We start from the raw sequence: 18876 nt of genomic DNA on the forward strand, positions 1-18876 counted from the left end.
TCACACCTGCCGTGAAACTCTGAGAAGTTTCCTAAGTTGTTGAAATGGCATAAAAGTTTTCGGCTGAACCTCGCTGGCGATCAGTGAAGTCTGCCCACAGCTTACCCAGTCAAGTAGATTTTTCGGACCAACAATGCGGTATCCGGCTCGCCGCATTGACGCGACCTGAAGGTCGGCTCTGAAGCCGACGCGGCTCCTATCCCATCTAGTCGTTGTCCAGCGCGTCGCGGAAGCGCAGGTCGGGCTTGTCGGGTGAGGCGAAGATGAGATTCTTCGGCCGGCTCCTAGTCGCCGCGTGCAGTGAAAGCAATGAGAAGACCGGGTAACCGCCTTCCAAGTCGGTCTCGCGTAGTTCGACGTTGCAACCGCGCAGTGGCTCGTTGACGCAAGCGACGAAGTGGCGTTGCGCTGCCTCGTCGGGACGCACGTCGGCGGAAGCCATCCCCTCCGGGAACAGCGCGAAGCGCCGGTCGGAAGCGTCATAAGCGCCTAACTGGTCGAACAGCGTTTCGGCCGGCCAATCCTCTGGGTGCCGATCAACGTGCTGCTGGATTTCAGCGCGCAGGCCTGTGGGGTTGCCGCCTTTGAGGTGCATCCAGTCATCGGCGTTCAAGATCCACAGGCATTCCAGCAACTCGTCGAACCTCCGAGCATCCCCATACAAGTCTTCGCTATTAAGCCTGCGCGCGATCTCGCGCCGATACCGCCGCGGAATGGGCGGGCATGCACTGTCGCTCCAGAGGATGTCTTGAATCTGGTTGCGCGTAGTGGCATTGGGCGGTTGGCGGATCAGCAGTTTGCGGGCCACCGCAGGCAACTCGGTGTCCGCAAGCGCATTGAAGCTGGCTGTCATTCGTTCCCGCTTGGAGCCATCATCGGGAGGCACGGGCAGGCCCAACTCTTCGCAGAGTGTTGGCAGCATAGTGTGCGTGCCAGCATCCTTCCGACCGGTTACCAGGGGCTCCAACAAGTTGCGAAGTTGAGCGTAGTCCATGGGGCCGTAACTCAACCTCGCAGCGCCATCGCACGTAGGAGAGCATCGATCTGCCCAAACGCATCTCGTTGCCACTGTTCGGGTGTGCGATCACCCAGCGCATGCGTGTCTTCGACGAAACGCCTCACGCAGGTGGGACCATGTCCTTCGAAGGCGTCAAACTTGTCGGCGATGTGCTGGAACCCTCGTTCGCCACTTGCGTGTCCCAGGAGGGGAAGGCATTGCTGCGCCAGAGCCTCAATGCCATCAGGATAGTTCCGCACACAGTAGTAGATGTCGTAGGCATCCTTCTGCTTGTAGCGGCCCGCCAACGCATGGCCTTTCATTGCCAGTAGTGCAGGGATAGAGCACACCGCAATCTCCACGCGGTTGCTCCCTCCGTTCGGCATTGGGCCCGCCACCGCCACCAGTTGATAGAACCGCATCGCCAAGTCAGTGCCGTCAGCACGCTGTACGGCAAAGTCGCTGATCAGGGGAGGATTGTTCTTGACGATCTCTGCATCGCGCGGCATCAAGAAATCGACCACGATGTCGATCCCCTCTCCACCGTCCTTCACGGGAACCTGACGAACAAGTTGGAACCGTCGAAGCCCGTCGCGCTGGGCATATCCATGACCCTGAAGCGCACCGATCAAGGTTGCGTATTCACCTTCGCCGAGAGCTTCTGCATCCAGGCCAATGTCTACATCGAGTGTGCCGACGTGGGGCATCTCCTCGTTGGCCAGTAACAGCCAGGGGACTGCACCACCTACGATGGCGAACTTGCCTTTGAAGCTACCAAGTATCTGGCCGATCTCGATCAGCACGGATTTCACGGCCGCAGTCGTGCGGTCGTCATATTCGGCGGCCGATTGTGGTTCCTGGGGGGGGGTCATTTGGGCCATGTAAGCTTTTCCTTGCGCAGGTGGTCGGCGGCCTCGGCGCCGCGTTCGCCGGCAATGGAGAGGTCAAGGTAGGTTTGAACCAAGCTTGTGCAGACTGCGCCCGGCGCAGGTTCAATGGTGTCGGCAAACAATCCCGTGTCTTTCGGCACGGTGATGACCACGTTCTCGCCCTTCGCGGCAGGCGTGAGTTTCAACGTTGCCTGAAGCTCACGCAGACCATCTTCGTCGGCGAAGAAATAGTGCGTGCCGGTACGACCGTATGGTGAAAGCCACTGCGCTGCCGAGAACGATGCGAAGGCAGCATGTCCGAGACCGTCTTTGGCGCGCAATGCGCTACGGGCAGCTTCTTCGAACGCGCTGCCATGCAAAGGCGTGTAGAACCGCAGCCGCTCACCTGGCGGTGCTGTGTAGCTGTCCCGCCATGCGTCCACCAGTGCGTCGGGATCTGAGAGAACGAGGCCGTCATCTGAGGCGCGTGCCCATTCTCGATCGATCAACCCGGTGCGCACATTACTGACGTGCCCTAGGCTGACTCCGGAGATTTTTGATAGCTCGGTGACACGCCAGGCACGGCCTGGCTCGCGCAGCATGGTGCGCAAAACCTGGGCCGACTTCGGCCTGAACAACGACTTGAGTTCGCGTTGCTCAGCCGCAGGCTTGTCCGTCACCATGCGTTCGATGAACACGCCGCGGAAGGCGATCCGGGCGTTTCCTTCCAGGTCGAGATAGCTGACACCCTTCTCTTCGCACAGTTGCCTTACCGCAGGTGAGATATAGGGGGCGATGAAGACGGGCGTAGCCTCGGGAGTTCGCTGCGCAACGTAGTTCCGCAGTTCCAGCAGCGCGGACCGGGCGTACCGCGGTTGCCCGTTCGACTTGTACTCGCAGATGAGCAGATGCTGCAGCCCGTCCACGAGCAGCCGGGCGATAAGGTCCGGCTCCCAATCGTCGGACATAGCCTCGGCTTCGATCCCTTCGACCTGAAGGATCGGGATCTTTTCAAGCAAACGGCGCAGTGCCTTACCAGCTCGAGCTTCAGGATCTTTCATTAAATTGGCCTCTTTCAGCATTCGTTGAAAGTACCATTTTTTCTGAAGCACATCACCAAAATTTCATTTATAAGGATAATTTCAACATCTGCTGAAGCTATTAAATAGAGTGAAATTGCCTGTAGACGAAAGGAACAAAGACTGGGCTCCATGGAGCGGAAACCGCACGTAGCTTGTTGGAGCAGCAGCTTGCCAGTGTGCGCGCAACTGGTACAGATTGCGGTACATTCTAGCGCTCCGAATGGAAATAACAATTTATAAATCAATAAGTTAGATGATTTAAATTGTTCCGTTCACCGGCTCCACATTTGACTTTCCAGGGCGCACCAGGAAGGCCATCCAGTGTCGCAAGGCGCTATCGTCCGTGGGAAGCGGGCATACGCCAAGGTCTGTTGATCGTATCGTTCAGTTGCTTGTAACCAGGATGCGTAGGCGGTCATTTTCCAGGCCCCTCCACACGGTGTGGGGCCCTCCTCGCCGCTATGAGGTTGAGCCCTTCCTGGCGGCGTGCAAGCCCTGCTCACTTACCCCTCTGGTGTTGCCTCATGACGAGATCGTCGTACGTGAGTCGACCGGTCCGGCGCCGCGGCCGTCGATGCACAGGAAGTAGTCACGGATTCAAACCACGAGGATTCGACGCGACGGCAAGCGGGTTGGGGTCACGCATGCTGCAGGTCAGGTGGCGTGAAGCCGAGAAAATCCCGGGCCGTGCACGCGCCTTCTCTACGGTTGAATCAGGCACGACATGGAGCTGTTGCGCCCCATTTTCGAAATGAGATCCCAGCCGGGGATTCGCTTATCAAGGTGCCTGAGGCCGGCTGTCGGCAATGCCGGCGGCTCGCGCGATGTCGCTGCGCCAGAACGTCGGCCGCCTTAAGTCGACGCTATGAATGCCCGATGCAGGGCATCCCGCAAGGCTCGTGTGGTCGGCGACAGATAGGCGGCCCGCCGGGTGAGCAGCACCAATGGCTGCATGCTGGACTCGGCGTCGAAAGGCAGTTCGACGAGGCCCTTGCCGGCCGGCGACATGAACATGGGTGTCATCAGCGCCGTGACGAGATTACTGGCGCGGATGAGGCCGGCGAATTGGGCGGTGGAGGTGTCGGTCTGTACGGCGGTGACCGGGATGGGCAGGCCCAGGTCGATAAACGCGCGCTCTACCCACAGCCGCATGCCGACCGAAGGGGCCGGCAAGAGCCATTCCGCCTGCGCCAACGCCTGCATGGTCGATCGACCCGGCAAGCTCAGCGGGTGGCCGGCGCGTACGACGACGTGATAGCGCTGAGGTCCCAATGCCAGCGTTTGCAGATCCGAGCGTGGCGTCGGCGCAAAGCCGATCGCCAGATCAAGGTCTCCCTGGCAAACCATTTCTGTCAGTTCATCCGAGACCTTGACGCTGATCTGCAGGAATTGGCCGGGGTGTTGCTTGCGCCAGATGGCCAGTACCGGCAGGAGTTTGGCATCCAGCAGCGCGGGGATGATGCCTACGCGCACGACGCTTTGTTGGGCCGATTGAGCCGCGGCCATTTCATGGCGCAGGCTGTCATAGGAGCCAATGAGCGCCAGGGCCTTTTCCTGCAGCAACTGTCCGGCGCGGGTGGGTACGACGCCTGAGGCGCGGCGTTCCATCAACGGCAAGCCGAACTCGGCTTCAAGCCGCTGCAGAACTTTGGTCACGGCCGACTGAGTCAGGCCTACGCGCTCCGCGGTGCGCCGCACGTTCTGATGTTCGGCCAGCTTGAGAAAGACTTCTGCATCCTCGATGCGCATAACGGGAAGATATTCCGAATGGGAATTGATTGAGGAAACATATTATCTTTGTTCCGATGAAGAATGCGGCTGCAGGAGACCAGATTTTTACGCTTACAGAACTACAACAACGCCCGGTGGCTGTCATCGGCCTGGGCCAGATCGGCATGAGTTGGGCGGTTTATTTCGCGGCACAAGGCTTTGCCGTGCGCGCCACGGACCCGGCTGCCGACGCGGTCGAGCGTACGCGCGCCTATGTGCACAAGGTATGGCCTGTATTGGCCGACGTGGGCCTGGTCGTGGCAGACGCCAGCCCGGGGCGGATCAGTTTTCACGCGACGGTGGCCGAGACGGTCACTGGCTGCGGGTGGATACAGGAGAACGCGCCAGAGATCGAGTCGTTGAAGATCGACCTCCTGGCGCAGATCGATGCCGCCGCGGATGCACAGGCCATCATTGCTTCGAGTACCTCGGCTCTGGCGATGTCGGTGATGCAGTCCAAGTGTGTACATCCGCAGCGCTGCCTGATGGCGCACCCATTCAACCCGCCGCACCTGGTGCCGTTGGTCGAGTTGGTGGGAGGCAAGGCCACGGCGGCTCGCACCTTGGATATTGCCTTTGATTTTTACCGTGCCATCGGCCGCGAGCCCATCCGTCTGCGCCGCGAAATCTATGGGCATGTGGCCAATCGCCTGCAGTACGTGCTGTTCAATGAGGCGGCACGCCTGGTTCTCGACGGTGTGGCGACGGTGGAAGACGTCGATCGCGCCATCACCTGCGGGCCCGGCATGCGCTGGCCTTTCGTGGGCCCGTTCATGACCTTTCACATGGCGGGCGGCGAGGCGGGCATGGCGGGCGCGTTCGCCAAGTTTGCCGCGCGCGATGCCTTGAGCACGGATCGCAGCAAACGTATCAGCCTGGGTGCGGATGAGCGGCAGCAGTTGCATGAGGGAGCGTGCGAAGCGCAACAGGGCGTGTCCATGCAGGCGCTCGAAACGCGCCGGGATCGTCTGCTGGTGGAGTTATTGAAGGTCAAGGCGGAGATCGCCGCGCGGGCTGGCTGAGGCCTCCCGCGGGCATCGAGGCAAAACAGCGGCGCGTTTGTCCGCGCATTTACACCAAGAAAGACAGCCGGTGCGAAGCCGGCGCCCTGGTCATGGAGACAGCAGTGCACACTTATTCCGCCACCCGACGTTCGATGTGTTTGGCCGCAGCATTGGCCGCCCTGGCTTTGGGCCCTTTGGCCGCGCAGGCCAAGGCTCCCTATCCGGATCACCCCATCCGGCTGGTCGTGCCCTTTCCTCCGGGCGGGACCACGGATACGCTGGGTCGCTTGCTGGCGCCTCGCCTGGCCGAGCGACTGGGGCAGTCCGTCATCGTGGAGAATCGCGCAGGCGCGGCCACACAGATCGGGGCCATGGAGGTAGCGCGTTCACCGGCCGATGGCTACACCTTGCTGTTGACCGGGCCGTCCACGTTCACCGCCAACCCGGCTGTCAACACGCAAAGCCCCTACGATCCCTTGAAAAGCTTTGACTATCTTGGACTGACGGGGACCATGCCCGTCATTCTTCTGGCCCACCCGAAGGCGCCGTTCAAGGACGTTAAGTCCATGGTCGAGCAGGCCAAGCGTGAGCCGGGGCGTATGTTCTATGGATCGTTCGGGCCCAGGTCGATCATGCACTTCGCCGGAGAGACGCTCAATGCTTCGGCCGACGTCAAGCTTACCTCGGTAGCCTATAAAGGCAGTTCGCCGGCGATGACCGACCTGCTGGGCGGTCAGATACCCATGACCTTTGACACGGTGGTGGTCTCAGCGCCCTATGTGAAATCCGATAAGGTGAGTCCGTTGGCGGTGACGACGGCCAAGCGTTCGACGCTATTGCCTGACGTGCCCACGATGACGGAGGTGGGTTACCCCATGGACATCAGCAGTTGGTTGGGGATTGCCGCGCCGGGGAGAAGTTCATTCTTGGCAGGCATGAGTTTTGGCTCGTTCAAGCATACCCCAGGGCCGGGGCGTGCCACGCACGCCCGAGCGGTGCCAACCGTTGGCACGCCGCCGAGCAGGTTCGGTAGGGCGTGGGTACTGCCGCAGGGCGTGCATCCGGTTTGCGGGAAGATCCCTGGCGATTGCGCCTGGATGATCACCAGGTGGCGATTGGCACTATGATCAGTGCAGGGTTTCGTCGAGAGGCTTTTGTTTCTGTCTGGGTGTTCTCAATAGGGGGCTTTGCATGACAAGAAATGTGATTGCGGTTACGTGGGAAGATGAATCGCGTGCGTACAAGGCTTTTACCGAGTTATCTTCATCCCCGCCCGTTACGATCAACCAGATGGCGGTCGTGCAACGCGACTTGTCCGGCCATATCGCGGTTCGCGAAGGCGCCAACAGCATCTTTGGCGCGGCGGCGGCGGGCTCTGTCCTCGGCGCGGCCGTCGGTATCCTTGCGGGGCCGGTCGGCTTGCTGCTGGGGTTTTCCGGCGGCGCACTGTTCGGGTCGCTGGTCGACGCCGATGCGGCTGCCAGCAATGACCTGCTCCTGGCGTCGCTGAGTTCGAATATCAAGCCCGGCACGACCGCGCTGATCGCCGATGTCGAGGAGATCGATGCGACGTTGCTCGATGCATATGCCAAGACCGCTGGTGGCCAGATCCTGCGCGTGCGCTACGACGAACTGTTCGACGAGGTGGCCAGCGCGGTGACCGCCGCAGAAGCCGCTGCCGATGCGGCAGGCGCTGCGATTCGCGCCGGAAAGAAGGCCGAGCGCAAGGCCGAGCGCGAGAAGACCTGGGACGCGGTCAAAGCCAAGCTGGAGAAATTTTTCTCCAGCAGCCGTGCCTAGGGTACGGCACGCCGCCTGCTCACCGCTGTGAAAGACCGGCCGCTCACTGTTGAGCTGGCCGGTTTTTTTTGCAGGGTTGCGCCGGGGCGCGCGGGATTTTCAATCGCGATACAGATTGCTTAGCGAGGCCTTGAGAAAGCCACCATCGACCACGATGTCTTCGCCGTTGACATAAAGCGATGCATCGCTGGCCAGGAAGGCCACCGCGCCGGCGATGTCGGCGGGCACACCCACCCGGCGTGCCGGAATGCTGGCATTGCGTTTTTGCAGAACGCCTTCGTCGCGATAATGCACCTCCGACAATGGTGTGCGGATCATGCCCGGGCTGATCGCATTGGCACGTATACCCAGCGGCCCCCATTCGACCGCCATCTGGCGGGTGAGCGCCTGCAATGCGGCTTTGGCCGTGCCGTAGGCGCCGACCCGGGTGGGCGACTGGGCCGAAATCGAGGCCACATTGATGATGCTGCCGGTGGGTTGCTGGCGCATGAGCGCAAAGATGGATTGCGCGTACAGCAGCGCACCGCGCAGGTTCACGCGCAGGATGTGGTCCCAACGTTCGATGGGGAAATCCTCCAGGGCGGTAGGCGGGGCGCTGACGGCGGCGTTGTTGACCAGGATATCGCAGCGCCCCAATTGTTCGCGGACTTGCCGAGCCATTTCGGCTACCGAAGCCGGATCGGCAATGTCGCAGCGAAGGTGGATACCGCCTGCCGGGGCGGCAGCGCTCGGGTCGGCATGGATATCCACCTGGGCGACGGCCGCGCCCATGGCGTGCAATTGCTGGCAGATGGCTTGGCCGATGCCGCCCGTCGCGCCGGTCACGACGGCGACACGGCCCTGCAATGAGGTAGAAGAGAAAGCAGTATGCATACGAGGAGGCCCTTCTGGCAGGGCATGCGCCGGCGGCGCATCGCCCGATCTGGCAGCGCAAGGGTGCGCGTTTACTTGTTCTTCAGGTCAGACAGCTTGGCCAGGTCCTGCCAGATCGTGGCGTCGCGCTTGATCGACGCCGAGAACTCCTGGGCGGTCGCATCGGCCGGCACGATCATGTTCTGTCCTTCGATCTTCTCCTGGACTTCCGGATTGTGCTGCGCGCGATAGATCTCGGCGTTCAGTCGCTCGATGATCTCGGGCGGTGTGCCCGCCGGTGCGAAGACACCATACCAGCCATCGGCCTCGAAGGTATAGCCTTGTTCGGCCAAGGTGGGGACATCCATCGAGGCGGGCCAGCGGCGCGACCCTGTCTGGCCCAGCGCGACGAGTTTGCCGGCGCGCATGTGGGGGATGGGCGAGGCGATATCCATGAAGCCGACGCTGATGTTGTTGGCAATGAGGTCGGTGCTTTCGGTGACGAGCTGCTTGTACGGCACATGGGGCATGTCCAGGCCATACCGGGCTTTGATGCCTTCCATGGCCAGATGACCCGAGGAGCCGGTACCCCACGACCCGTAGGCGAGTTTGCCGGGATTGGCCTTGGCGTAGGCCACCATGTCAGCCAGGTTCTTGAAACCGGTGCTGGGATTGGCCACCAGCAGGATGCCGGCAGCACCCACTTGCGCCACGGGGATGAGATCTTTTTCGGTGTCGTAAGGCAGCGAAGGAAGGACGACCGGGTTGAGCAAAATGGTGGAGGAGGGGGCAAACAGCAGCGTGTAGCCATCGTTGGCCGACCGGACCACGTTGTCGGCGGCGATCATGCCGTTGGCGCCGGGCTTGGTTTCGACTACGACGGGCTGCTTGAGCGCCTGGGCCAGGGGTGTGGAAATGAGGCGGGCGAAGATGTCGCCGCCAGCGCCGGGAGAGCCGGCCACGACCATGCGTATGGGCCGCTGGGGCCAGGTTTGCTCGGCGGCAAAGGCCTGGCTGCCCAGGCTCGTCAACAGGGTGGCCAGCAGCAAGGCGCGCCGCGTCAGAAGGGTATGGGGCATTGCGTTGTCTCCCGAATCTTTGAGTTATGTGAAACCCCTAAATTCTAGGTAGCCCGGCTGAATTTCCTATAGCTCAAACCGCAGTTCACAACTGCGCGCAGGAGGGGGAATCGCAGGTGCAGCGATCGATACACTTCAGAAGGGGACAACCGAAAAGAGCGATCCATGACTCTGGCTATTCGTCGCCGTCTGCTGCTGGGCAGCGCGGCCTTCTGCACCTTTTTTGCCGTCGCCGCCGGCGCGGCGCCCACCGATTATCCGGACAAGCCTTTGCGGCTGGTTGTGCCGTATCCGCCTGGAGCGGCCACGGACGGGATTTCGCGCGCCTTTGCGCAGGAACTGGGCAAAATCCTGGGCCAGTCGGTGGTGGTGGAAAACCGGCCCGGAGCCGGTTCGGCCATCGGCATACAGGCCGTCAAGAGCCGTCCGGCGGACGGCTATACCTTACTGGTCCACGCCGAGGGTTTCTACAGCGCCAAGATCATGACTCCAGGCGCGGGCTACGAGTTTTCGGATTTTGAGATTCTCGCTCCGCTGGGCCAGAATAGCTATGCCTTCATCGTCCCGGCCGATCGCGGATGGACACAGCTCAGCGACCTCAAAGGCTTAACGCGCGAACTCGACATCGGTACCGCTGATCTGGGGGTGGGAACCTACTCCACGCTGGCCGCCCGGGCGGCGTCAGCCACCTCCCCGGCGTGAAGACATTTGCCGAGCTGGGCATTCCCGACATGGTGTCTCACAGCAGCTATAGCGTGGCCGTGCGCACGGGTGTCGACGCCGCCATACGGGAGAAGCTGGCCGCGGCGGTTCGGCAGGCGGTGGCCTCGGAAGCGATGAATAAAGCGCGGCAGGATCTGTTTCTGGAATCCTATGAAGGCAGTCTGGACGACTACAAGCGCGAGCTGCTGGAGCTGGCGCGCGAGTTCGAGGCGTCGGCGCGCAAGCAGGATAGAACGCCGCCCTGAGCGCTTGCGGCAAGGTCCCGCCGGCCGGTGAACCTACGTTTCGGTCGATTCCCGGGCGTGCACGGTGGCGCCCAGTGCCGCGCCATGGACGGCGAGATGCGCGCCCAACTGCATGGTTTGCAGCATGGCCGCCCGGCCCACACCCGTGGTCACGCCTCGTTGAATGAGCTTGCGCGTGGCGTCCGTATCCGCATGCGTGAAACAGGCGCGCAAGGCCAGATCAACCAACAAACACTCTCCGGCGTCCAGTCCGTCTTGCGGGCGGCCCAGTTCGAGAAAATCCAGCAGCACCGTCACGTAGTCGGGGTCCGCCGCGGCAAGGCGCACCAGGCTGTCTGCATGCTCGGGCCACGCCGCGTCGATACGCGCGCGCAGGGCGTGGCCAGGGGCCAGGGGCGGCAGGGGCAGGGCCTCGTGCAGGAGGTCGGCGGCGTGAAACACCGCGCTCAGACCTTGCAGCGTGACTCGGTGCAAGACGTCGAACAGGTCGGCTTCGGAGGCCCCCGCCTGGCGGGCCAGACGCAGGTGCGTGGTCAGGCCGGGTTCATACAGATGAGTGGCAGAGGCATCCAGGGCGATATAGATCAACTCCACCATGCGTGCCGAGAGCGGGCCGGTGCGTGCGGGATGGCCCGCATAGGCCGCATAGCGTTCGATGAAGGCAGGATTGCCGCGCAATAGGGCTTCGTTCCAGGGGCGCCAGTAGCCGCGTGCCGCAATGAAATTCGCTTTGATGGTGTCGACGTCAGATGGCTTCATGGGCTGCCCAGTGTCTGGCCGGTGAGGTACTGCGCTTGCGCTCCGGCCATGAAGCGCACGAGCGGTAAATAGGCCTGCACATCGCTGTCAGGCGCAATCTCGAGCGCGTTGACGCGTGTGGCGTGAGGGCCCCACTCGCAGGCGAGAGTGGAGACCAGCATGCGAGCGGCACCACGCTCGCCGGCTGTCTGCCAGCAGGTATGCGGATCGCGCGGCAGCAGCAGCGTCAGGCTTGCCGCACCTTGAAGGCCGGCCTGGCTTGCGGCTTGAACAATGGCGGCCAGCCGTTGACCGGGAGCCGCGCTCAGCACCCGGGTATCCAGCACCGCGGGGTAGCCCTGTGTGCCGTACTCCCTGGGGCCTTGCCAAGGGCCGTGCACGCGCAGGGCAAGCGGCGTATCACAGGCCACGGGCAGATGCGGAGTGGGGAGGTAGGCCTGGCTGCCACCAAAGATGGACGATCCGCCGTCGACGCAAAGCATGTCGGCGGGCAGCACGGCGGCCTCGGCGCTGGCCAGAAAACTCAGGGCGCACGCCAGGTCCTGGGGGTCGCCCAGGCGGCCCAGAGGAATCTTGGCTACCGCTCTGGCGGGGTCGAGTCGGCCTGCATCGATCAGGTTGGCCACTAGCTCCGTGCGCACGAAGCCTGGGCAAAGCACGGTGAAACGGTAGGCGGGCAGGGCGGCAGCCATGGCGCGCGTCTGCGCGATCAGACCTGCCTTGCTGGGGCTGTAGGCGCCGCGCCAGGGGATGGCGCGCAGCCCGGCGCCCGAGGCCACGTTGATGATGCGCGCGCCGGCGAGCAGGCGGCCGTCCAGCGCTTGCACGAGCCGTGCGGGTGCGTGCAGGTTCAGGTCGAGCAGACGCTGCCAGCCGGTAGGGTTCTGCTCGATGACGGGCAGGTTGCTGTCATCGGTCATGCCGGCATTGTTGATGAGCGCATCCAGCGCCGGCATGTCGTGTGCCAGTGCCGCGATCTGCTGCGCATCGGTCAGATCGGCCACACGGTGCAAATGCGGGCCACCGAGCTCATCGGCCAGGGTTTGCAAGGCCTGTGCATTGCGGTCGACCAGCACACAGCGTTGGCCGCTGCGGGCCAGTTGCCGTGCCGTGGCCCGTCCGATGCCGCTGGCCGCTCCAGTCAGTAGAACCGTCTCCATCACAGCGTGGTGAAGGTAATGCCGCCGTCGACGACCAGGCCTTGCGCGGTGATGAAGCGCGCCTCGTCGCTGGCCAGAAACGCGATGCCGCTGGCGATGTCCTCCACGGTTCCCAGACGGCCCATGGGCGTGCTGGCCACGCGTCGGGCGTCGCGCTCGGCATTGCGATTGCGCTGGGTGCCTTCGGTCGGTACGGCTGACGGGCAGACCGCGTTGACGCGAATGTTCTGTGCGCCCAACTCAGCGGCCGCGGCCCGGGTGATGCCCAGGATGCCGGCCTTGATGCCGGAATAGACGATGGAGTTGGGCGCGGATTTCAGCGCTGCCGTGGAGGCGACGTTGACGATCGCGCCACCGCGCGCGCCGTCCATCGCGGCGGCCGCGGCCTGGATGCCCCAGACCACGGCCTTGAAGCCGATATCCAGCATGCGGTCCATGGTCTCGGGCTGAATCTCCGGCACGCTTTGGTAGCGTACCCAGGCCGCGTTGTTGATCAGAATGTCGAACCGGCCGCCATGGCCGGCGGCGCTCTGCACGGCCTGGGTGATGCCCTCGCGCGTGGACACGTTCTGCGTGACGGCAAAGGCGCGGCCGCCCGCGGCGGTGATGCTCGCGACGGTGGCCTCGACCAGGTCCTGCTTGAGGTCATTGACGCCGACGATGGCGCCTCGCGCGGCCAGCAGATGCGCGGTTGCACGGCCTATGCCGGCACCGGTAACCAGGGCGACGCGTTCAGTGAGGTCTTGTTGCTGTGTCATGGTGTTATACCGATTGAATATAGGCGCGACCGGTGTCGCGCGACAGGCCGCCGAAGGCCGCATCCAGCTTGCGCACGGCGCGCAGCGCGCGGTGCAGCGGCAGCTCCCAGGTAAACCCCATGCCGCCGTGCAGATGGATGGCTTTCTCGATGACATAGGCGGCATTGCCCAGCGCGCCGACCAGAGCGGGACGGTCATCGCGCTGCGCGCCATACTCGTCGCACAGCGTGGCACGGCGGATGGCCGCGCTGGAGACATCCTGGAGCAAGCGCATGCGCGCCAGAAGATGGCGTACCGCCTGCTTGGTCGACAGCGGGCGGCCAAATTGCACGCGGGTGGCCATGTAGGTCGCTGCCGCCTGCAAGGCGCCTTCGGCCGCGCCATTGGCGAATTCGGCGAGCAGGATACGTGCGCGATGTTGAAGCGCCACCCAGGCCGCGGCATCCAGACGCGCCAGCACGGGCGTGCCTTGCAGCTCGAACCACGTCTGCGGCTGCTTAGGATCCAGGCATGCCTGGTCCTGCCCGACGGCGGCCGACAGGTCGAGCAGGCTCGCTCCGTCGCCGTCGGCAACCAGAAGCCAATCGACGGGCCCTTGGTCCACGCGAGCATGTCCGGACTGCACACTGCCTTGCCAGGCGATGCCGGCGAGCCGTTCGGCGCGGACCAACGTCGTGGCGTGCGGCGTGCCGGACAGCGCCAGATCCGCAAAGGCCTGATGGCATTCCGACCAGTAAAGCTTGGTCAACGAGCCACGGGCGCCGATGGTCTCGCCGCGCATCATGCGCTCGACGGTCAGTTCCACCAGTCCTTTCAGGCCATCGATCTGGCCGACGAGATCGCCGACCCGGCGCTGAAAATAGCCGTCGTCCAGCGTGACAGCCAGTTGGCGGTCCGATTTGCAGGCGGCGATGAGCTGGCGCAATTCGCATTCGAAACGCCATGGGCGGTACATGCGGTTTGTGGCGCGTTCGATGGACAGCACGCGAATGGCGGCGTTCCAGCCCTCATCGGGCGCGCCAAGGCGCGCGCTGTCGGGTACGACCACGTCATCGAAGAACACCTCGGCAAACGAGGATTTCCCGTCGATGGATTTGATGGGCGCCACGCGTATGCCCGGCGTGTCCATGGGCACGGCAAACATCACCAGGCCTCGGTGCTTGTCGGCGACGGTTCCGGTACGAGCGAGCAGCAGGCAGTCGTGCGCCTTGGCCGCGCCGCTGGTCCAGATTTTCTGACCGTTGATGCGCCAATGGTCGCCCTCTTGGACCGCCTTGGTGCGCAGCCTTGCCAAATCCGACCCGGCGTCGGGTTCGGAGAAGCCCTGGCACCAGTACTGTTTCATAGCCAGGATGTTGGGCAGAAAGGCCTGCTTCTGGGCTTCGGTACCGACGGCCATGATGATGGGGCCGGCAAGCTCCTTGCCAATGGAGCTGACGCTTTCCGGCATGGGCAGGGCCCCGATTTCCTTGTTGACGGCAAGGTGCTCGCGCAGGGTCAGGCCATGGCCGCCATAGGTCTTGGGCCAGGTCATGCCGGCCAGGCCGGCTTGATACATGGCGGCCTCCCAGGCGCTGCTTTCGGCCAGCGTGGGCGTGCGCCACTCCGGGCTGTCGCTACGCATGAACTCGGGCAGGTTGGCGCGCAGCCAGGTGCGCGCGTGCTGACGGTAAACCGCGGGGCCGGTTGCCGGGTCCGGAACCGCGACGTGGTGATCGAAGTGCATGCGTATCCTCAAGGTACGGGGTGGGTGCGCGGGACCATCAGGGCGTCGAGTACGACCACGCCCTGGCCTTGCGGCCGGACCAGAATGGGGTTCATGTCGATCTCGGCGATGTCATCCCGGTGCCGGTAGGCAAATGCCGACAGCCGGGCGACCGTGCGTGCGGCCGTCTCGATATCGGCCTTGGCTTGACCCCGCGCGCCATCGAGAATCGCAAACATTTTGAGCGAACGGATCATCTCCAGGGCCTCGTGCTCGCTAACGGGGACGGCCTGCACGGCGACGTCCTTGAGCACTTCGGCGTAGATGCCGCCCATGCCCACCATGACGATGGGGCCAAAGACCGGGTCCTGCGAAATGCCGGCGATCAGTTCCGTGCCACCACGCAGCATCGGTGCGACCAGCACGCCATCGATACGTGCCTGGGGCGCGTGGCGGGCCGCGTTGCTCAGAACCTGGGCGTAGGCTTGGCGCAGAGAGACCGCGTCCGTCAGGTTGAGCGCCACGCCACCGGCTTCGGTCTTGTGCGCGATGTCCTCGGAGACGACCTTCACGACGACGGGGTAGCCGATCGCGTCGGCGGCGCGAGCCGCATCGTCGGCGTTGTGAGCGATGATTTCCTGCGGCACATCGATGCCCGCCCGCGCCAATGCCCGTTTGGCTTCGAACTCATTGCGAAAGACCGTCGTGTCGACGGGTTCGGCGGGCGCCATCGAGGCAGGCGCAGGCGCGCCCGCCTGCAAGCGGCCCAGCTGCAAGAGGCCGGCCAGCCCGGTGGCCGCAGAATCGATGCTGGCGAACACGGGAATGCCCAGCGCCGTAATCTGTTCGACCGCATCGGCCGGGCCCTGGCTGATGATCATGAGCAGGCGGTCGGGATGGCTGGCCCTGACCTCGGCCAGCGCCTGCAGGTAGATGCCGCGCAAGCGCGTGTTGTAGAGCGACAGCGACATGAACAGCACCAGCGCACCCTCGGCGGGATCGTCCAGCAACGCGGTCAGCATCTTGAGCAGGATGTCGGGCCGGCTGGACATTTGTGCCGACGCATCGACAGGGTTGCCTGTGCTGGCGGTGGGAACTGCCTCGCGAATACGCTGCTGGGTGTGCTCGGCCAGCGCGGGCAGAACCATGCCCGCCTCGCTCATGGCGTCGGCCATCATGATGCCAAACCCTCCCGATGCGGCCACAAGGGTTACCGCGTCGGTACGTGGCAGGCGGTTCGGCATCAGCAGTGAGGCGGCATGGCCGATGTCGATCAGCGCCTCGACCGAACGCACGCGCAGCACGCCATGGCGGCGAAAAATAGCGTCGATCACGGCATCCGAGCCTGTCAGGGCACCCGTGTGCGACGCTGCGGCAGCCTGCCCCTTTTCCGTGGAGCCTATCTTGAGCACGATGACGGGTTTTCCGAGATCCCGCGCCATGCGCAAGGCGTCGATGAGTTTGCCGGCGTGGCGGCACGTTTCCATGCAGCACAGAATGATGCGAGTGGAGGGGTCCTGCGCCAGAGCGGCGATACCATCGGCTACGTCAACATCGGCTTCATTTCCGGTGGCGATGAAGCGGCTCACGCCCATGCCACGCCGCGCGACGCTTTGCATGGTGTGGCTACCCACATTGCCCGATTGCGAAACGATGCCAACGTGGCCGGCGGCAGGCATGTTCTCTTCGAGTGCGATCGAGAACGATCCGATCAGGCGGTCGGCCACGTTGACAGCGCCCAGGCAGTTCGGCCCCAGTATCCGCATGTCATGGTCGCGGCCTATCTGCACGAGTTCGGCCTGCAATGCCGCACCCTGCGGGCCGGCTTCGACGAAACCGGAAGACAGCACAATGGCGGCTTTGACGCCACGCGTGGCGCAGTCTCGCAATGCGGCTGCAGTGGCCGATGCCGGCACAGCCAGGATGGCCAGTTGCGGCACCGTCGGGGTGTCGCGCACGTTCGCGTAAGCGGGCAAACCCTGTACGGTACCGCCCTTGGGGTTGATGGGGTAGACCGGGCCGGCATAGCCATACTTGATCAGCATGTGCACCGGCCGGCCGCCAATTTTGGTGATGTCATCCGAGGCACCGATCACGGCGATGCCTTGTGCGTCGAAAAAATACTCAAGCCCGGCGCCGGGGCGTTGCGTCACTGCGGTCATGCTCAGCGCCCCTTGAAGTTGGGTTGGCGCTTTTCCAGAAAGGCCATGCGGGCTTCGCGCGCGTCGTCGGTCTTGGCAAGCGCCATGGTGAAGTCCTGCTCGAAGCGGTAGGCGTCCCGCTGCGGCATGAGATCCACCAGATTGGCGGCGCGCTTGGCGTAGACCACGGCCAGGGGAGCTTTCGAAGCGATTTCCTGCGCCAGCGCCAACGCGGCTGGCAAGAGTTCCTCGGCGGGCAGGACATCTTCGAGCACGTTGCGGCGCAGCAGATCCTGAGCCGTCAAACGCTGGCCGGTGAAAAACATACGGCGCAGCGTCGAGCGGCCAAACAGCGTGCGCAGCATGGAGGCGCCGCCAGCCAGCCCGACGTTGATCTCGGGCATGCCGAAGGTGGCGTTCTCCGAGGCATACATGATGTCGCAGGCCGCCATTAGACCCAGGCCCGCACCCAGTGCGGCGCCATTGACGGCAGCGATGACGGGTTTGCTGCATTCGCGGATGGCGTTGCCGGTTTCGCGAGTAATGCGGTTGTGTTCGAGGAAGTCGCCGGCGACGTCCGCGGCGGGGCGGTCTTTGAGGTCGGTGCCAGCGCAAAACACAGTGCCGCTGCCGGTCAGGACCGCGCAGCGAATGTCTTCTCGCTCGGAGATCTCATCGAATATGGCCACCAGACGGCGGCGGGTTTCGCGATTCAGCGCATTGATCGGAGGACGGTTGAGGGTGACCAATGCCACGCCTGCATCGACTTCGAACTTGACGGCGTCGTCGCTCATGCCTGCACCTCGGGCAACAACAAAGAAACGGGGGCGCCGGTTGCGCCATGGGCGTGCTGCATGGTGAGTCTCCTCGAGTCGTATTGACCGGCCAGGCCAAGCCTTGAGATTCCGGCCGCCGGTTTTTTTTGGATTATATGGACGCGTTATGCGCAGGATTTACCCCATAAATGTTGGTTGTGTTCTGCAGGAAATCGGCCTATTCCGCCCGCCGGCGAGCCGCTACCATGCGAGTGGTCAGGAGACTATCGACAGATGCAGATCGACAGAATCGGCACGACGCGCGCCGCATTGGGAGAGTGTCCGGTATGGGATGAGGCAGGGCAGCGGATCTGGATGGCAGACTGCCGCGCCGGTCGTGTTCTGTGCATCGATCCGGCCAGCGGGGCGTCACGTCAATGGCAACTGCCCGCACCCATCGGTTCGTTTGCCCTCAACGGCGACGATCAGCTCGTGGTGGCCCTCAAGGACGCGTTTGCGTTGTTCGACCTGCGCGACGAACACCTGCAGATCGTGGCCCGCCTGGGCGTGAGCCATCCCAATCTGCGGCTCAACGATGGCGTTGCCATGCCCGACGGCAGCTTTGTCGCCGGCACCATGCATATCTATCGCAAGGAAGACGAGCCTCCATTGGGAGGCCTCTATCGTCTGGATACTCGAGGGCGGCTGACGCTGCTGGCCGGCGAACTTGGGGTGGTCAACGGACCCGGGCCGGATCCGCTGGGTCGACACTTCTACGTCTGCGACAGTGCGCAACGCACGGTGTTTCGCTTTCGCATGGCGGCCGACGGCACACTGGCCGCGCGCGAGGTCTTCGTCGACACCGATGCGCTGGGCTCCGCGCCGGATGGCTGTTGCTTCGATGCCGAAGGTGGTCTCTGGACGGCGTTGGTGCACGCGGGCGCCATCGCACGATTCGACCAGCAGGGCCGGCTCGATGTCCGTATCGATCTGCCGGTACGTCACCCGGCATCCCTGTGTTTTGGTGGCGCCGATCTGACCGACATTTACGTGACGTCGATCAGCGACAGCGGGCGTCTGGCCGCGGATGGGCCGATGGATGGCGCCTTGCTGCGGGTTCGTGGCAGTGGCGCGCGCGGCGCGCCACGGTCGCGCAGCCGTATCTGCCTTTGATCCG

The 18876-nt window shown here is 63.6% G+C and carries 18 protein-coding genes; 6 read left to right on the plus strand and 12 right to left on the minus strand.

Annotated features, from left to right (window positions below):
* Positions 1-205: 205 nt before the first annotated feature.
* The 4 genes from LK440_RS02470 to LK440_RS02485 form a co-directional block, all read right to left on the minus strand.
* Positions 206-922 (minus strand): AbiJ-related protein, encoded by a 717-nt coding sequence (locus LK440_RS02470; RefSeq protein WP_005015693.1) that lies wholly within the window; start codon positions 920-922, stop codon positions 206-208.
* 83 nt (positions 923-1005) lie between these two features.
* On the minus strand, positions 1006-1878 hold the full coding sequence (locus tag LK440_RS02475; RefSeq protein WP_017685527.1) for a hypothetical protein: 873 nt from the start codon (positions 1876-1878) through the stop codon (positions 1006-1008).
* Entirely contained in the window at positions 1866-2948 is a 1083-nt protein-coding gene (locus tag LK440_RS02480) for a type IV toxin-antitoxin system AbiEi family antitoxin (protein WP_005015689.1), read from the minus strand. The genes LK440_RS02475 and LK440_RS02480 overlap by 13 nt, the downstream gene beginning before the upstream one ends.
* Before the next feature lie 852 nt (positions 2949-3800).
* Positions 3801-4697 (minus strand): LysR family transcriptional regulator, encoded by an 897-nt coding sequence (locus tag LK440_RS02485; RefSeq protein WP_005015687.1) that lies wholly within the window; start codon positions 4695-4697, stop codon positions 3801-3803.
* Between the two features lie 116 nt (positions 4698-4813).
* Between LK440_RS02485 and LK440_RS02490 the strand changes: the two genes are divergently transcribed.
* From LK440_RS02490 to LK440_RS02500, 3 genes are all read left to right on the plus strand, one after another.
* On the plus strand, positions 4814-5740 hold the full coding sequence (locus LK440_RS02490; protein ID WP_227944765.1) for a 3-hydroxyacyl-CoA dehydrogenase NAD-binding domain-containing protein: 927 nt from the start codon (positions 4814-4816) through the stop codon (positions 5738-5740).
* 104 nt (positions 5741-5844) lie between these two features.
* Positions 5845-6849, plus strand: coding sequence for a Bug family tripartite tricarboxylate transporter substrate binding protein (locus LK440_RS02495; RefSeq protein ID WP_005015683.1), 1005 nt, complete (start codon positions 5845-5847; stop codon positions 6847-6849).
* A gap of 76 nt (positions 6850-6925) precedes the next feature.
* A complete protein-coding gene (locus LK440_RS02500) occupies positions 6926-7522 on the plus strand; it encodes a DUF1269 domain-containing protein (protein WP_227944766.1) in 597 nt (198 codons plus the stop codon).
* 99 nt (positions 7523-7621) lie between these two features.
* Here LK440_RS02500 and LK440_RS02505 read toward each other — a convergent pair whose 3' ends face one another.
* A complete protein-coding gene (locus tag LK440_RS02505) occupies positions 7622-8395 on the minus strand; it encodes an SDR family NAD(P)-dependent oxidoreductase (protein ID WP_005015678.1) in 774 nt (257 codons plus the stop codon).
* A gap of 71 nt (positions 8396-8466) precedes the next feature.
* Positions 8467-9453, minus strand: coding sequence for a Bug family tripartite tricarboxylate transporter substrate binding protein (locus LK440_RS02510; RefSeq protein WP_005015676.1), 987 nt, complete (start codon positions 9451-9453; stop codon positions 8467-8469).
* Between the two features lie 165 nt (positions 9454-9618).
* On the opposite strand from LK440_RS02510, the gene LK440_RS02515 reads away from it, so the two are divergent.
* Both LK440_RS02515 and LK440_RS02520 read left to right on the plus strand, forming a co-directional pair.
* Positions 9619-10155, plus strand: coding sequence for a Bug family tripartite tricarboxylate transporter substrate binding protein (locus tag LK440_RS02515; protein WP_017685530.1), 537 nt, complete (start codon positions 9619-9621; stop codon positions 10153-10155).
* A complete protein-coding gene (locus LK440_RS02520; protein WP_017685531.1) occupies positions 10152-10421 on the plus strand; it encodes a type 2 periplasmic-binding domain-containing protein in 270 nt (89 codons plus the stop codon). The genes LK440_RS02515 and LK440_RS02520 overlap by 4 nt, the downstream gene beginning before the upstream one ends.
* Before the next feature lie 33 nt (positions 10422-10454).
* Here LK440_RS02520 and LK440_RS02525 read toward each other — a convergent pair whose 3' ends face one another.
* The 6 genes from LK440_RS02525 to LK440_RS02550 are packed head-to-tail and all read right to left on the minus strand — an operon-like array spanning position 10455 to position 17738.
* Positions 10455-11180 (minus strand): carboxymuconolactone decarboxylase family protein, encoded by a 726-nt coding sequence (locus LK440_RS02525; RefSeq protein ID WP_005015674.1) that lies wholly within the window; start codon positions 11178-11180, stop codon positions 10455-10457.
* Positions 11177-12340 (minus strand): SDR family NAD(P)-dependent oxidoreductase, encoded by a 1164-nt coding sequence (locus LK440_RS02530; protein ID WP_005015672.1) that lies wholly within the window; start codon positions 12338-12340, stop codon positions 11177-11179. The genes LK440_RS02525 and LK440_RS02530 overlap by 4 nt, the downstream gene beginning before the upstream one ends.
* The gene (locus LK440_RS02535; protein ID WP_005015670.1) at positions 12340-13098 is read right to left on the minus strand and encodes an SDR family NAD(P)-dependent oxidoreductase; all 759 of its coding nucleotides are present in this window, start codon (positions 13096-13098) and stop codon (positions 12340-12342) included. Before LK440_RS02535 ends, LK440_RS02530 begins: the two co-directional genes overlap by 1 nt.
* A gap of 4 nt (positions 13099-13102) precedes the next feature.
* Positions 13103-14824 carry an acyl-CoA dehydrogenase family protein gene (locus LK440_RS02540; protein WP_005015669.1) on the minus strand — a complete coding sequence of 574 codons (1722 nt, stop codon included), beginning with the start codon at positions 14822-14824 and terminating at the stop codon, positions 13103-13105.
* 8 nt (positions 14825-14832) lie between these two features.
* Positions 14833-16965, minus strand: coding sequence for an acetate--CoA ligase family protein (locus LK440_RS02545; protein WP_005015667.1), 2133 nt, complete (start codon positions 16963-16965; stop codon positions 14833-14835).
* Positions 16966-16967: 2 nt separating this feature from the next.
* Positions 16968-17738 carry an enoyl-CoA hydratase/isomerase family protein gene (locus LK440_RS02550; RefSeq protein WP_005015660.1) on the minus strand — a complete coding sequence of 257 codons (771 nt, stop codon included), beginning with the start codon at positions 17736-17738 and terminating at the stop codon, positions 16968-16970.
* Between the two features lie 255 nt (positions 17739-17993).
* On the opposite strand from LK440_RS02550, the gene LK440_RS02555 reads away from it, so the two are divergent.
* Complete coding sequence (locus LK440_RS02555; RefSeq protein WP_005015656.1) at positions 17994-18872, plus strand: SMP-30/gluconolactonase/LRE family protein; 879 nt, start codon at positions 17994-17996, stop codon at positions 18870-18872.
* Positions 18873-18876 lie beyond the last annotated feature (4 nt).

The organism is Bordetella holmesii, assembly GCF_020735985.1.
GTDB classification, from domain to species: Bacteria; Pseudomonadota; Gammaproteobacteria; order Burkholderiales; family Burkholderiaceae_B; genus Bordetella; species Bordetella holmesii.